General features: G+C 67.7%; 13 protein-coding genes and 1 pseudogene. 1 reads left to right on the top strand and 13 read right to left on the bottom strand.

The features are described 5' to 3' along the window. Positions 1-6 precede the first annotated feature (6 nt). The 10 genes and pseudogenes from WS75_RS34135 to WS75_RS15260 form a co-directional block, all read right to left on the bottom strand. Positions 7-150 (bottom strand): annotated as a pseudogene (locus tag WS75_RS34135) (ParB/Srx family N-terminal domain-containing protein); the annotation flags it as partial. A gap of 51 nt (positions 151-201) precedes the next feature. Continuing rightward, on the bottom strand, positions 202-1,155 hold the full coding sequence (locus tag WS75_RS15220) for an oxygenase MpaB family protein (RefSeq protein ID WP_059681220.1): 954 nt from the start codon (positions 1,153-1,155) through the stop codon (positions 202-204). A gap of 24 nt (positions 1,156-1,179) precedes the next feature. Beyond that, complete coding sequence (gene ruvB, locus WS75_RS15225) at positions 1,180-2,247, bottom strand: Holliday junction branch migration DNA helicase RuvB (protein ID WP_059681221.1); 1,068 nt, start codon at positions 2,245-2,247, stop codon at positions 1,180-1,182. Between the two features lie 108 nt (positions 2,248-2,355). Continuing rightward, positions 2,356-2,937, bottom strand: coding sequence for a Holliday junction branch migration protein RuvA (ruvA, locus tag WS75_RS15230; protein ID WP_059451998.1), 582 nt, complete (start codon positions 2,935-2,937; stop codon positions 2,356-2,358). A 175-nt stretch (positions 2,938-3,112) separates the two neighbouring features. Next, a complete protein-coding gene (gene ruvC, locus WS75_RS15235; RefSeq protein WP_059465409.1) occupies positions 3,113-3,655 on the bottom strand; it encodes a crossover junction endodeoxyribonuclease RuvC in 543 nt (180 codons plus the stop codon). Positions 3,656-3,806: 151 nt separating this feature from the next. Further along, entirely contained in the window at positions 3,807-5,372 is a 1,566-nt protein-coding gene (gene purH, locus WS75_RS15240; RefSeq protein WP_059681222.1) for a bifunctional phosphoribosylaminoimidazolecarboxamide formyltransferase/IMP cyclohydrolase, read from the bottom strand. A 44-nt stretch (positions 5,373-5,416) separates the two neighbouring features. Continuing rightward, a complete protein-coding gene (locus WS75_RS15245) occupies positions 5,417-5,650 on the bottom strand; it encodes a Fis family transcriptional regulator (protein WP_006476892.1) in 234 nt (77 codons plus the stop codon). Beyond that, on the bottom strand, positions 5,647-6,714 hold the full coding sequence (dusB, locus tag WS75_RS15250; protein WP_059681223.1) for a tRNA dihydrouridine synthase DusB: 1,068 nt from the start codon (positions 6,712-6,714) through the stop codon (positions 5,647-5,649). Before dusB ends, WS75_RS15245 begins: the two co-directional genes overlap by 4 nt. A 156-nt stretch (positions 6,715-6,870) precedes the next feature. Further along, complete coding sequence (locus tag WS75_RS15255; protein ID WP_059681224.1) at positions 6,871-8,058, bottom strand: UbiH/UbiF/VisC/COQ6 family ubiquinone biosynthesis hydroxylase; 1,188 nt, start codon at positions 8,056-8,058, stop codon at positions 6,871-6,873. A gap of 102 nt (positions 8,059-8,160) precedes the next feature. Then, positions 8,161-9,558 carry an aminopeptidase P N-terminal domain-containing protein gene (locus tag WS75_RS15260; RefSeq protein WP_059681225.1) on the bottom strand — a complete coding sequence of 466 codons (1,398 nt, stop codon included), beginning with the start codon at positions 9,556-9,558 and terminating at the stop codon, positions 8,161-8,163. Positions 9,559-9,742: 184 nt separating this feature from the next. Between WS75_RS15260 and WS75_RS15265 the strand changes: the two genes are divergently transcribed. Continuing rightward, positions 9,743-10,357, top strand: coding sequence for a glutathione S-transferase family protein (locus tag WS75_RS15265; protein ID WP_059681226.1), 615 nt, complete (start codon positions 9,743-9,745; stop codon positions 10,355-10,357). Positions 10,358-10,449: 92 nt separating this feature from the next. Here the strand turns inward: WS75_RS15265 and WS75_RS15270 are convergent, their stop codons facing one another. From WS75_RS15270 to WS75_RS15280, 3 genes are all read right to left on the bottom strand, one after another. Then, positions 10,450-12,069 carry an FMN-binding glutamate synthase family protein gene (locus WS75_RS15270; protein WP_059681227.1) on the bottom strand — a complete coding sequence of 540 codons (1,620 nt, stop codon included), beginning with the start codon at positions 12,067-12,069 and terminating at the stop codon, positions 10,450-10,452. Between the two features lie 119 nt (positions 12,070-12,188). Beyond that, positions 12,189-13,367 (bottom strand): tRNA 2-thiouridine(34) synthase MnmA, encoded by a 1,179-nt coding sequence (gene mnmA, locus WS75_RS15275; protein WP_059681228.1) that lies wholly within the window; start codon positions 13,365-13,367, stop codon positions 12,189-12,191. Then, complete coding sequence (locus WS75_RS15280) at positions 13,364-13,873, bottom strand: NUDIX hydrolase (protein WP_059681229.1); 510 nt, start codon at positions 13,871-13,873, stop codon at positions 13,364-13,366. Before WS75_RS15280 ends, mnmA begins: the two co-directional genes overlap by 4 nt. Positions 13,874-13,914: the final 41 nt, after the last annotated feature.

The following is a 13,914-nucleotide window of genomic DNA, read 5'->3' on the forward strand; positions in this document are numbered from 1 at the left end:
TCCATGTCAGGCTTGGTGCGGCGGTGCTTGGCGCGTTCCGTAGTCGAGCGTGTACGCGATCCTGCCGGGCTTGTCGGCCGTAATCGGCCGGCGCAGCGCGTCGAATTCTCCTTTCGTGTGCTTCTTCCCGCCATGGATCGCATCGGCGCGGCGGTCACGGGAATTTGACGGCAAATTGAAATGATCCGAAGAGACGGATCGTCAGGCGTGCGGGCTGCCGTCGGGCGGTGTCGCGGTTGCGCGGCGGCGTGCGCGTTTCGACGCGCCGTTGACGAGCGCCCAGCGCAGCACGGGGGCGACTGCCCTGACACCGGGCCGGACTACCGCGCGTCGCAGCGGCGCGAACGTCGACACGCCGAGCATGCGCTGTGCCCAGTTCGGCAGCAGGTCGATGCCCGCATGCATGATCAGTGACGCAGCCGGCCGCAGCGCGGGCGTAGAGACCGGCACATTCAGCAGGATGTCCATGACGTCGAAGGTGCGTGGCCCGGCTTCGAGTTCGGGCTGCAGGCGCGTGAAATAGGCCGCGACTTCCGCACGCGAACGGGGAACATCCCGGGCGCCGAGCAGCTCGGCGACCAACGCCGTCTCAGCGTAGTAGCCGTCCTGCTGCTCGCCCGACAGCGACGGATTCACATAGCGCAAATGTGCGGCGAGGAAGCTCGATACTTCCGCGACATGCACCCAGGTCAGCAACGCCGGATCGTCGGCTCGGTACGGCCTGCCGTCGGGCGCGGTACCCGATACGCGCGCGTGAATCGTTTTTACGCGCTCGATCAGCGTGAGTGCGTCCGCGCGGCTGCCGAACGTCGTGCCCGTGATGAACGTGGCGGTGCGCCGCAAGCGGCCGAGGATGTCGGTGCGAAACGACGAGTGATCCCAGACGCCCGCGAGCGCGAGCGGATGGAGCGCCTGCAGCAGCAGCGCGGCAATGCCGCCCGTCATCATCGACGTGAAATCGGCATGCACGCGCCAGCAGATGGCGTCGGGGCCGAACAGCCCCGGGTCTCCGGGGGGCGACGACAGATCGATCGACGGACCGCCGCCACCTGTCGTCAGGTGCGTGACGCCGGCCACGAGCCGCTTGCGGATCGGTTCGATCCAACGCGGGCCCGGCGTGGGCGTGGCGGGGTGCGGGCTGGGCGGCGTGGTCATGGCAGGCGCGGCGCGGGCGGCGGGTTACTTCCCGTCGGCGGTATCCCACATCCCGCGTTCGGTGTTGCCGGCATCGGGCGCGGAGAGCCCGAAGTGGCGGTACGTGAGCAGCGTCGCGACGCGCCCGCGCGGCGTGCGCTGCAGGAAGCCCTGCTGGATCAGGTACGGTTCGAGCACGTCCTCGATCGTGTCGCGCTCCTCGCCGATCGCCGCCGCGAGGTTGTCGATACCGACCGGGCCGCCGTCGAACTTGTGCAGGATCGCCTCGAGCAGCTTGCGGTCCATCAGGTCGAAGCCGACCGGATCGACGTCGAGCATCGCGAGCGCGGCGTCGGCCACGGCCGCGGTGATCTGGCCGTCGGCCTTCACTTCCGCATAGTCGCGCACGCGGCGCAGCAGCCGGTTCGCGATCCGCGGCGTGCCGCGCGAGCGCTTCGCGATTTCCAGCGCGCCATTCGGATCGATCTGCGCGTTCAGCAGCGACGCCGAGCGCCGCACGATGCGCGACAGTTGCTCGGCATTGTAGAACTCGAGGCGCGCAACGATCCCGAAGCGATCGCGCAGCGGGTTGGTCAGCATTCCCGCGCGCGTGGTTGCGCCGACCAGCGTGAAGGGCTGCAGGTCGAGCTTCACGCTGCGTGCGGCCGGTCCTTCGCCGATCATGATGTCGATCTGGTAATCCTCGAGTGCCGGATACAGGATTTCCTCGACGACCGGCGACAGCCGGTGGATTTCGTCGATGAACAGGACGTCGTTGGCTTCGAGGTTGGTCAGCAGCGCGGCGAGATCGCCCGCGCGCTCGAGCACGGGGCCCGACGTCTGGCGCAGGTTCACGCCCATCTCGCGCGCGATGATGTGCGCGAGGGTGGTCTTGCCGAGGCCCGGCGGCCCGAACAGCAGCACGTGATCGAGCGGCTCGGAGCGGCGCTTCGCGGCCTCGATGAAGATCTCGAGCTGGCCGCGCACCTTTTCCTGGCCGACGTAGTCGTCGAGCTGGCGCGGCCGCAGCGCGCGTTCGAACACCTCCTCGTGCGACGAGGCGGGCGTGGCGGCGATGATCCGCTCGGCGGCGAGTTTGTCGGTTTCAATCATGCGGCCATTGTACCGCGCGCGGTCACGCGGTCGAACTGGCCGAACGGCCGACTGGCGCGCGCCGCTCGGTGGCGCGACACTGGCTGCGACAGCCGGTTCGGGCAGGTGTTATGCCTTCGACAATGCCTTGAGCGCGAGCTTGATGCCCTCGGACACGCCGGTGCCGGCCGGCACGTTCTTGATCGCGGCGAGGCCTTCCTTTTCCGAGTAGCCGAGCGCGAGCAGCGCGTTGAGGATGTCGGTCGCGTGATCGGACTGGGATGCGGCACCGGCGAGCGCACCGAGGTCCGCGCCGAGCTTGCCCTTCAGCTCGAGCAGCAGGCGCTCGGCGGTCTTCTTGCCGATGCCGGGCAGGCGCGTGAGACGTGCGGCGTCCTGCATCGTCACCGCCTGCGCGAGCTCTTGCACGCTCATGCCGGACAGCACGGCCAGCGCCATGCGCGCGCCGATACCGGTGATCTTCAGCAGTTCGCGGAAGGTCGTGCGCTCCTGCGGCGTCAGGAAGCCGTACAGCAGGTGCGCGTCCTCGCGCACGATCTGCTGCGTGAGCAGCACGACGCGCTCGCCCGTCTGCGGCAGGTTGTAGAAGGTGCTCATCGGCACGTCGATCTCGTAGCCGACGCCGTTGCAGTCGACGAGCAGGTGGGGCGGGTTCTTTTCGAGCAGGATGCCGGCGATGCGACCGATCATGGATGGCGGGAAGCGAGGAAGAAAGCGCGAGTGTAGCGCAGGTGCGGCGCGATGCCGATGGATTGGCCGTCAGGTTGGCGTGGCGGGGGGGCGATCAGGCTGGCAGGCGGGTAGGCGGATAGAGCGGTTGCAGGCGCAACGCGTGCCGCGCGCCTTGGATGTGCGTGCCGGTGCGTCAGCCGACGAGCCGTCCGCGCCGCACCCGCAGTCCCTTTTTCGCGAGCGCTGGCGCGAGGCCGCTGATCGTGCCGAGCGTATTACCGCTGTGTGCGTGGCAGATCGCCATCCCAAGCGCATCGGCCGCGTCGCTGCCGGGCTGGCCCGTGAGGTTGAGCAGCCGCGTGACCATCTCCTGCATCTGCGACTTGGTCGCGCGGCCGTAACCGACGACGGCCTGCTTCAGTTGCAGCGCGGTGTATTCGGCCACCGGCAAGCCGCCGGCGACGAGCCCGCAGATCGCGGCGCCGCGCGCCTGGCCGAGCAGCAGTGTCGACTGCGGGTTCACGTTGACGAACACCTGTTCGATCGCGGCCTGGTCGGGCGCGTGTTCGCGCACGAGCGTCGATACGCCCTGGAAGATCGTGCCGAGTCGGGTGGCCAGGTCGGCCGTTGGCGTGCGGATCACGCCGCTTGCGACATAGGCGAGCCGGTGGCCGCTGACGTCGATGATGCCGAAGCCGGTGACACGCAGGCCAGGGTCGATGCCGAGAATTCGCATGAGTGAGGAGAAAAACCTGATGCAGCGATACTACAACGAACGGTGTGCGGTGCCGGGCGCACGGTCGTGTGCGTCGGCGCCGCACAATAAAAAACCCGGCGGGTGCGATGCCGCCGGGTTTGCATGCAGCGGCCGCGCGGGCCGCATGCGATCAGTGACGGAAGTGACGCACGCCCGTCAGGATCATCGCAATGCCGTGCTCGTCGGCCGCTGCGATCACTTCGTCGTCGCGCATCGAGCCGCCCGGCTGGATCACGCAGGTCGCGCCTGCCGCCACGACGACGTCGAGACCGTCGCGGAACGGGAAGAACGCATCCGACGCGACGGCCGAGCCGGCCAGCGTAAGGCCCGCGTTCTGTGCCTTGATGCTCGCGATGCGCGCGGAATCGACGCGGCTCATCTGGCCGGCGCCGACGCCCAGCGTCATGCCGTTGCCGCAGAACACGATCGCGTTCGACTTCACGTACTTCGCGACGCGCCATGCGAACAGCAGGTCGTCCATTTCCTTCGCGGTCGGTTGACGCTTCGTGACGACGCGCAGCTCGCTCGGCTGCACGTTCTTCGAATCGAGCGACTGCACGAGCAGGCCGCCGCCCACGCGCTTCAGGTCGAACGCGTTATGACCGTCGCCGAGCGCGATTTCGAGCAGGCGCACGTTCTGCTTCGCGGCGAACACCTGCTTCGCGGCGTCCGAGAACGAAGGCGCGATCAGCACTTCGACGAACTGCTTCGCCACCGCCTGCGCGGCCGTCTCGTCGACTTCGCGGTTGAACGCGATGATGCCGCCGAAGGCCGAGGTCGGGTCGGTCTGGAATGCCTTCGCGTATGCGTCGGCCGAATCGTTGCCGACTGCGACGCCGCACGGGTTCGCATGCTTGATGATCACGCAGGCCGGTGCGTCGAACGTCTTCACGCATTCCCACGCTGCGTCCGAATCCGCGATGTTGTTGTACGAGAGTTCCTTGCCCTGCAGCTGGCGGTAGTTCGCGAGCGCGCCGGCCGGCGTCGCCAGATCGCGGTAGAACGCCGCGCTCTGGTGCGGGTTCTCGCCGTAGCGCAGGTCCTGCACCTTGTTGAACGCCATGTTCAGTGTTGCCGGGTACGCGCTGCGCGATGCGTGCTGCAGCTCGTCGGTGAGGCTCGTCAGGTAGTTCGTGATCGCGCCGTCGTATTGCGCGGTGTGCGCGAACACCTTCGTCGCGAGGCGGAAGTTGGTCGCGTAGCCGACCGCATTGCCGTTCGCCTTCATTTCGTCGAGCACGACCGCGTAATCGGCCGGATCGACGACGACCGTCACGTCGCGGTGGTTCTTCGCGGCGGAGCGCAGCATCGTCGGGCCGCCGATGTCGATGTTCTCGATCGCGTCGGCGAGCGTGCAGTCGTCCTTCGCGATGGTCGCGACGAACGGGTACAGGTTCACGACGAGCAGGTCGATCGTCGGGATGCCGTGCTGCTCCAGCGCCTGCATGTGCTCGGGCAGGTCGCGGCGGGCCAGGATGCCGCCGTGCACTTTCGGGTGGAGCGTCTTCACGCGCCCATCGAGCATTTCCGGGAAGCCCGTGTAATCAGCCACTTCGGTAACGGGCAGGCCCGCGTCGGCGAGCAGTTTCGCAGTGCCGCCCGTCGACAGCAGCTTGACGCCGAGGTCGGACAGCGACTTCGCGAAGTCGACGATGCCGGTCTTGTCGGAAACGGAAATGAGCGCTTGCTTGATCATGATGGAACCACCAATAGCCAGGGAAACGGGGACGGGACGGCCGCCTACAGCAGGCCGTGCTGCTGCAGCTTCTTGCGCAGCGTATTGCGATTGATGCCGAGGTACTCCGCGGCGAGCGACTGGTTGCCGCCTGCCTGTACGAGCACGACCTCGAGCATCGGCTTTTCGACGCAGGACATCACCATTTCATAGACGTCGTGCGGATTGGAGCCGTCTAGATCCCGGAAATACACGTCCAGGCTCTCGCGGACACATTGTTCGATGTTGTGCTTGCTCATGCTGCTAACTGGTTATGGTCGCCCCGCTCGCCCTGGCCGTTTTCCTCTTCGTCATCGACGTAGACGAGGTGGTCCGACAGCGCTTTTTGCGCCTCGAAGAATGCATTGACGGCGGCGAGCTGCTCGCGGGTGGAATCGAGCGTGTTCATCCTGTGCCGGAACCCGTTGGCACCGGAAAGGCCGCGAGTGTACCAGCCGATGTGCTTGCGCGCAGTACGGACGCCGGTGAATTCACCATAGAACGCGTAATGGTCTTCCAGGTGTTCGTTCATCACGTGCTGGATCTCGTCGATCCGCGGCGGGGGCAGCAGCTCGCCGGTTTGCAGGAAATGATCGATTTCACGGAACAGCCATGGCCGGCCTTGCGCGGCACGACCGATCATCAGAGCGTCGGCGCCGGTTGCGTCGAGCACGGCCTTCGCTTTCGCCGGCGACGTGATGTCGCCGTTCGCGACGACCGGGATGCGCACGGCCGTCTTCACGGCCGCGATGGTGTCGTACTCCGCGTCGCCGCGGTAGAGGTCGGCGCGCGTGCGGCCGTGCACGGTCAGCATCGAGATGCCGGCCGCCTCGGCGAGGCGCGCGATCGTGATCGCGTTCTTGTGCTCGCGATCCCAGCCGGTGCGGATCTTCAGCGTGACGGGCACCGCATCCGGCCCCGTGCCGACCGCCGCGACGACGGCCTCGACGATCCGCTGCACGAGCGGTTCGTTCTGCAGCAGCGCGGAGCCGGCCGCGACGTTGCAGACCTTCTTCGCCGGGCAGCCCATGTTGATGTCGATGATCTGCGCGCCGTTGTCGACGTTGTAGCGGGCGGCTTCGGCCATCATCGCCGGATCGGCGCCGGCGATCTGCACCGCGATCGGCTCGACTTCGCCTTCGTGGTTCGCCCGCCGCATCGTCTTCGCGCTCTTCCACAGCTGCGCATTGGACGCGACCATCTCGGACACGGCGTATCCGGCCCCCAGCCGCTTGCACAGCTGGCGGAACGGGCGATCCGTCACCCCGGCCATCGGGGCGACGAACAGGTTGTTACGCAATACGTGAGGGCCGATAACGGGCATTGCAATGGCACCGCCCGCGAGCGCCGGGCGTCGCGGGCAAAAAAGGGCGGAGGGAAAACGCGCATTTTACCGTATTCCCATGCCCAGCCGATTTGACCCGGTTTGCACGGCGCTGATGGCGCTGATGGCGCGCAACGCGCGCCGCGCCGCCGCGCGTCAGTTGCGCTGGCCGAACATCATCTGGCGCGCGATCGCCTTCTTGAGCGGCGGTACGAATTCGAGCGCGGTGAGCGCCGCGCCGCGCAACAGCGGAACGGGGCCGGTGTCGACCGTGAACAGCCGCGCGAGCGTGTCGGTCGCGCCGATCGTGAAGCGCCGGTCGAGCGCGCGCCGCGCGTTGAAGGTTGCGAGCGCGGTCGCTTCGAAGCCTTGCGTGGACAGCGCGTCGACGAGCGTATGCGCGTCGCGCAGCCCGAGGTTGAGCCCCTGGCCGGCGACCGGATGCAGCGTTTGCGCGGCGTTGCCGACGATCGCGATGCGCCCGTTGACGAGCGTTTGTGCCGCGTTCAGCCCGAGCGGGAACGATGCGCGCCCCGCGATCGCAACGAACTGCCCCATCCGCTCGCCAAAGGAAGCGCCGAGTTCGCGCAGGAACGCGTCGTCGGGAAGGGCGGCGCGGCGGGCCGCTTCGTCGGGCGTGCAGCACCACACGAGTGAATACTCGGCCTGGCGCGGGCCGCCGAGCGGCAGCAGCGCGAGCGGGCCTTCGTGCGTGAAGCGTTCCCATGCGACGTTCGGGCGCGGCGCCGAGACCGTGACCGTGCCGACGATCGCGGTCTGACCGTAGTCGCGGCGATGCTTGCCGGTATCGGCCTGCTGTTCGTGGAACAGCCCGCCTTCGGCGTTGACGACGATGCGCGCGCGCAGCGTGCGCTCGCCTTGCGGGCCGTCGAGTGTCAGCGTGACGCCGTCGGCGTCCTGTTGCGGCGTGCGTGCGGTGGTCGACGTGAGCCAGTCGACGCGCGTGGCGCGCACGGCCTGCGCGAGCGCCTGCACGATCGAGCCGTAGCGCACGACGTAGCCGAGCGCGGCGAGGTCGTGCTCGTCGCGGTCGATCAGCGTGCGGCCGAAATGGCCGCGCTGCGACACGTGGATGTGTTCGATCGGCGTCGCGTCGCCCGGCCATCCGAGCGTGTCGAGCAGCACGCGGCTGCCGTGCGATACGGCGATCGCGCGCGGGTCGTTCGCGCTCGCGGCCGGCTCGCGAGCGTCGATCAGCGCGATCGACGCGTGCTGCGTCGCGCTGCGTCGGCCGAGCCAGCCGGCGAGCGCGAGCCCGACGGGGCCCGCGCCGACGATGGCGAGATCGTAGTCCGGCGTGGCCGGGGAGGAAGCGGTCGTCATCAGTGTTCGTGAAACGGGGTAACGGTCAACGGCGGGTCAACAGCGAATCAACAGCGAGTCGACGGTGGCTCGACAGCGGGGCGATGGCAACCTGCGGCACGCTCACGCGCCGTGCGCCGCGCCCGCGCGCATCAGCGCCTCGATCTCGGCAGCCGCCACCGGCACGTCGCGTGTGATCAGCTCGCAACCGTGCTCGCGCACGATCGCGTCGTCCTCGATGCGGATGCCGATGTTCCAGTATTCGGACGGCACGTCGTCGGCCGCCCGCACGTACAGGCCCGGCTCGACGGTCAGCGTCATGCCGGGTTTCAGCGTGCGCCACGGCAACGCGCCGTCGGCGTCGCGCGCGGCGAGCCGCTCGCGGTAGTCGCCGCAATCGTGCACGTCCATGCCGATCCAGTGGCCAGTGCGGTGCATGTAGAAGCGTGCGTATGCGCGCTCGGCGATCACGTCGTCGACGTTCGAGAAGCGCGTCTTCGGGATGATGCCCGTATCGAGCAGCCCTTGCGCCAGCACGCGCACGGCCGCGTCGTGCGGCGCCTCGAACGGTACGCCCGCGCGCGTCGCATCGATCGCAGCCTGCTGCGCGCCGAGCACGATGTCGTACAGCGTGCGCTGCGCGGGCGAGAAGCGCCCGTTGGCCGGAAACGTGCGCGTGATGTCCGACGCGTAGCCGTCGAGTTCGCACGCGGCATCGATCAGGATCAGATCGCCGTCCCGCGCGGTCGCGTTGCCGGCCGGGTAGTGCAGCACGCATGCGTTCGCGCCGGCCGCGACGATCGAGCCGTATGCGGGCGCCTGCGCGCCATGCTTGCGAAACGTATACAGCAGCTCGGCCTCGAGTTCGTATTCGCGGATCCCCGGGCGGCACACCTGCATCGCGCGACGGTGCGCGAGCGCGGAGATGTGCGCGGCACGCATCATGATCGCGAGTTCGTGTTCGTCCTTCACGAGCCGCATGTCGTCGACGAGCGGCGTGAGGTCGAGCAGCGCGTCCGGCGCGGCGACACCCGTGCGTGCTTGCGCGCGCACCGCATCGATCCAGCCGGCGAGCTGGCGGTCGAACTCGGCCGACGCACCGAACCGGTAGTGCACGGTGCCCGCATCGGCGAGCAGGCGCGGCATTTCGGTGTCGATCACGTCGACCGCGTAGGCCGCGTCGAAGCCGAATGCATCGCGCGCGGCCTCGGGCCCGTAATGGAAACCTTCCCAGATCTCGCGATCGGCATTCTTCGCGCGGCAGAACAGGACCGATTCCGGCGCGCCGTGCGACCCGGCCGCGTTCAGCACGAGCACGGCATCCGGCTCGGTGAAGCCCGTCAGGTAGTAAAAGTAGCTGTCGTGCCGGTACGGGAAGGCCGTATCGCGGTTGCGCAGCATTTCCGGCGCGGTGGGAACGATGGCGACGCCGCCGCCCGCTGCGCGCAGTGCGGCAAGCACGCGCTCGCGGCGCTGGCGGTAGACGTCGACGGCGATGGCGGTATCGAGGGGCGCATTCATCGTGCGATTGTAGCGCCGCCGGACGCGGCGCGTGAGAGGCGCGGCAGCAAGCCGCGCCGGACGGGGCTCGGCGACGGCTGTTGCAAACCATCCACAGGCCGGCCGGGCGATTTTCTGCCCGGCCACGCCGGCCGGTTATGATCGGCGACAACGTATACTCTCGGCAGTTCCCTTAAAAAGGCAGATGATGAAATTAATCGGTTCGCTCAGCAGCCCGTTCGTCCGAAAGGCGCGGATCGTGCTTGCTGAAAAGAAGATCGACTACAAGCTGGAGCTCGAGAACGTGTGGGCGCCGGAGACGGACATTCATGCAGCGAATCCGCTCGGCAAGGTCCCGTGTCTCGTGATGGAGGATGGTGCCGCGGTGTTCGATTCCCGCGTGATCTGCGAATACGTCGATACGCTGTCGCCGGTCGGCAAGCTGATTCCGCCGTCGGGGCGTGAGCGGGTCGAAGTGCGTTGCTGGGAAGCGCTGGGTGACGGCGTGCTCGACGCGGCCGTGGCGATTCGTCTCGAACACACGCTGCGCGACGAAGCGCAGCGCAGCGCGAGCTGGATCGCGCGCCAACAGCGCAAGATCGACGACGCGCTCGTCGCGATGTCGCAGGGCCTCGGCGGCAAGACGTGGTGCGTCGGTAATCATTACACGCTCGCCGACATCGCACTCGGCTGCGCGCTCGGCTACCTCGACTTCCGGATGCCCGAACTCGACTGGCGTGATCGCCATCCGAACCTCGACAAGCATTTCGCGAAGCTGTCGCAGCGGCAGACGTTCGTCGACACGCTGCCGCAAGGCTGACCGGCCGCCGGCGGCGAATCGGACAGACCAAGGAAAGCGCCCCGCGGGGCGCTTTCCTTTTGGCGCGGCGCCCGGCGGCGGGCGATCGCGCGTTACTCGATCGAGGTGTAAACGGTTTCGCCGAGCACGAACGAATCGCTGCGCGCGATCGGCCACCATTTGTCGTACAGCGTATAGCCGCAGGTCTGGCCGTCGAGCAGCGCGCCGGGCTTCAGGTATTTCAGCAACTGCGACATCAGCCGCACCTCGTGCGGCGCGACCCGCTGCACGATGTGATGCGCGCGCAGCTCGGACGGATGGCCCAGGCCGGCCGCCTGCACGAGTTCCTGCAGCGCATGCAGCGTATTGCGATGGAAGTTGTATACGCGCTCGGCCTTGTCGGGCACGACGATGGCGCGCTGGCGCACCGGGTCCTGCGTGGCGACGCCGGTCGGGCAGCGGTCGGTGTGGCAGTGCTGCGCCTGGATGCAGCCGACCGCGAACATGAAGCCACGCGCCGAATTCACCCAGTCCGCGCCGATCGCGAGCGTGCGCGCGATGTCGAACGCGGTGATGATCTTGCCGCTCGCGCCGATCTTCACGCGGTCGCGCACGCCGATCCCGACGAGCGTGTTGTGCACCAGCAGCAGCCCTTCCTGCAGCGGCACGCCGACATGGTCGGTGAATTCGAGCGGCGCCGCACCGGTGCCGCCTTCCGCGCCGTCGACGACGATGAAGTCGGGCACGATGCCCGTCTCGATCATCGCCTTCGCGATCCCGAAGAATTCCCACGGATGGCCGATGCACAGCTTGAAGCCGGTCGGCTTGCCTCCCGACAGCGTGCGCAGCCGCTCGACGAATTCAAGCAGACCGCGCGGCGTCGAGAATTCCGAGTGCGTCGCGGGCGAGATGCAGTCCTTGCCCATCGGCACGCCGCGCGTCTCGGCGATCTCGGGTGTGATCTTCGCGGCCGGCAGCACGCCGCCGTGGCCCGGCTTCGCGCCTTGCGACAGCTTGATCTCGATCATCTTCACCTGCGGATCGGCCGCCTGCTTCGCGAACTTGTCCGGGTTGAACGTGCCGTCGTCGTTGCGGCAGCCGAAGTAGCCGGATGCGATTTCCCAGATGATGTCGCCGCCGTGCTCGCGGTGGTACTTCGACAGCGAGCCTTCGCCGGTGTCGTGCGCGAATCCGCCTTTCTTCGCGCCGAGGTTCAGCGAGCGGATCGCGTTCGCCGACAGCGAGCCGAAGCTCATCGCCGAGATGTTGAAGATCGAAATGTCGTACGGCTGCGCGCGGTTCGCGCCGACCCGGATGCGGAAGTCATGGCTCGGCAGCTTCGTCGGCGCGAGCGAGTGGCTGATCCATTCGTGCGCGACGGCCTTCACGTTCAGCTCGGTGCCGTACGGGCGGTTGTCGGCGACGTTCTTCGCGCGCTGGTAGACGAGGCTGCGCTGGGCGCGGGAGAACGGCTTCTCGTCGGTGTCGTCCTCGACGAAATACTGGCGGATCTCGGGGCGGATGAACTCGAACAGGAAGCGGAAATGACCCCAGAGCGGGTAATTGCGCAGGATCGCGTGACGGTCCTGGTTCAGGTCGTACAGGCCGAGGGCGACGAGGGCGGCGGGGATGATGATCCACAGCCAGGAAAGCATGTGAATCGACGCGAGTGCGGCCACGGCAACGAGCAGCAGCACGGCGCACCACATCGCGAGGTAGCGTCTGGAAAGCATGGGGGGCTCCGCAAGAATCTTGAAATGCCGCCATGCGTACGCTGCGCGGCGGCGCACCGGCCGCGACGGAATCGTGTTCCGTCGGGCGCGGCGTGCCGCAAGTCTAAACCGAATGGATGTCAGCGTGCGTCGGCGAACGCGCTCGCGTGGGCTGCCGCCGGCACGGCCTGGCCGGGCTGGCCGGTGGCCGCGAACTCGATGATGCCCCCGCCGAGGCAGATCTGGCCGTCGTACAGCACGGCCGACTGGCCGGGCGTGACCGCCCATTGCGCGTCGTCGAACGCGAGCGAGAAGCGCTCGCCGTCGGCCCCGCCGAGCGCGGCCCGGCCGAGCGCGGCCCGGCTAAACGTGCAGGCCGCATCGGCCTGCCGATAGCGCGTCTTCGCCCCGCACGAGAAGCCTTCGGCCGGCGGCTCGCCCGCGACCCAGCTCACGTTGCCGGCGACGAGCTCGCGCGACAGCAGCCACGGGTGGTCGTGGCCCTGTACGACGTACAGCGTGTTCGACGCGATGTCCTTCGCCGCGACGAACCACGGTTCGCCGCTGCCGTCCTTGCTGCCGCCGAGGCCGATGCCCTTGCGCTGGCCGAACGTGTAGAACGCGAGGCCGATGTGCTCGCCGACCACCTTGCCGTCGGGCGTCTTCATCGGGCCGGGTTTCGTCGGAAGATAGCGGTTCAGGAAGTCGCGGAACGGCCGTTCGCCGATGAAGCAGATGCCGGTCGAGTCCTTCTTCTTCGCGTTCGGCAGGCCGATCTGCGCGGCGATCTCGCGCACCTTCGTCTTCGGGATCTCGCCGAGCGGGAACATCGTCTTCGACAGCTGCGCCTGGTTCAGCCGGTGCAGGAAGTACGACTGGTCTTTCGTGTGATCGAATGCCTTCAGCAGTTCGAAGCGACCGTCGCGCTCGCGCACGCGCGCGTAGTGGCCGGTCGCGATCATTTCCGCGTCGAGCGACATCGCGTGGTCGAGGAACGCCTTGAACTTGATCTCGGCGTTGCACAGCACGTCCGGGTTCGGCGTGCGGCCGGCCGAGTATTCGCGCAGGAATTCGGCGAACACGCGGTCCTTGTATTCGGCCGCGAAGTTCACGGCTTCCACGTCGATGCCGATCAGGTCGGCCACCGACACCACGTCGATCCAGTCCTGGCGCGTCGAGCAGTATTCGCCGTCGTCGTCGTCTTCCCAGTTCTTCATGAACAGGCCGACCACGTCGTATCCCTGTTCCTTCAGCAGCCACGCGGTCACCGACGAATCGACGCCGCCCGACATGCCCACTACTACACGGCGCTTGCTCATTTGTTTACCGCCTGACGGTCGAATGCTTCCGGGCGCGGCGCGACCGAATGCGTGTGCACGAAATCGAGCGGAATGCGCCGCCCGGCGAGATAGTCGTCGACGCAGCGCATCACCGCCGGCGAGCGATGGCGCTCGCTGCACGCGCGCAGTTCGTCCGCGCTCATCCACAGCGTACGGACGATGCCGTGGTCGAGCATGTGGCCCTGCAGCGGCTCGCCCGCCGTGCCGCAGAACGTGAAGCGCAGGTAGGTCGCGCCGGCGCTGTCGGGGCGCTCGTAGTGCGCGAGATAGACGCCGACGAGCGCGTCCGGTACGAACGGATGCGCGGTTTCCTCGAGCGTTTCGCGGATCACGGCGTCGGCGAGTGTCTCGCCGGCTTCGAGATGGCCGGCCGGCTGGTTGATGCGCAGGCCCGTCGAGGTTTCTTCCTCGATCACGAGAAAGCGACCGGCGCGCTCGACGAGCGCCGCGACGGTCACATGCGGGGTCCAGATTTCGGGTTTCATGGTTCGGCATTTTACCGGTTGCGCCCGGACGCTGCCGGCCG

Origin of the sequence: Burkholderia sp. FL-7-2-10-S1-D7, from assembly GCF_001524185.1 — a bacterium.
GTDB classification, from domain to species: domain Bacteria; phylum Pseudomonadota; class Gammaproteobacteria; order Burkholderiales; family Burkholderiaceae; genus Burkholderia; species Burkholderia diffusa.

Coding starts and splice junctions, on each gene's coding strand:
- WS75_RS15220 (WP_059681220.1), bottom strand. CDS start 1,155: ATGACCACGCCGCCCAGCCCGCACCCCGCCACGCCCACGCCGGGCCCG.
- ruvB (WP_059681221.1), bottom strand. CDS start 2,247: ATGATTGAAACCGACAAACTCGCCGCCGAGCGGATCATCGCCGCCACG.
- ruvA (WP_059451998.1), bottom strand. CDS start 2,937: ATGATCGGTCGCATCGCCGGCATCCTGCTCGAAAAGAACCCGCCCCAC.
- ruvC (WP_059465409.1), bottom strand. CDS start 3,655: ATGCGAATTCTCGGCATCGACCCTGGCCTGCGTGTCACCGGCTTCGGC.
- purH (WP_059681222.1), bottom strand. CDS start 5,372: ATGATCAAGCAAGCGCTCATTTCCGTTTCCGACAAGACCGGCATCGTC.
- WS75_RS15245 (WP_006476892.1), bottom strand. CDS start 5,650: ATGAGCAAGCACAACATCGAACAATGTGTCCGCGAGAGCCTGGACGTG.
- dusB (WP_059681223.1), bottom strand. CDS start 6,714: ATGCCCGTTATCGGCCCTCACGTATTGCGTAACAACCTGTTCGTCGCC.
- WS75_RS15255 (WP_059681224.1), bottom strand. CDS start 8,058: ATGACGACCGCTTCCTCCCCGGCCACGCCGGACTACGATCTCGCCATC.
- WS75_RS15260 (WP_059681225.1), bottom strand. CDS start 9,558: ATGAATGCGCCCCTCGATACCGCCATCGCCGTCGACGTCTACCGCCAG.
- WS75_RS15265 (WP_059681226.1), top strand. CDS start 9,743: ATGATGAAATTAATCGGTTCGCTCAGCAGCCCGTTCGTCCGAAAGGCG.
- WS75_RS15270 (WP_059681227.1), bottom strand. CDS start 12,069: ATGCTTTCCAGACGCTACCTCGCGATGTGGTGCGCCGTGCTGCTGCTC.
- mnmA (WP_059681228.1), bottom strand. CDS start 13,367: ATGAGCAAGCGCCGTGTAGTAGTGGGCATGTCGGGCGGCGTCGATTCG.
- WS75_RS15280 (WP_059681229.1), bottom strand. CDS start 13,873: ATGAAACCCGAAATCTGGACCCCGCATGTGACCGTCGCGGCGCTCGTC.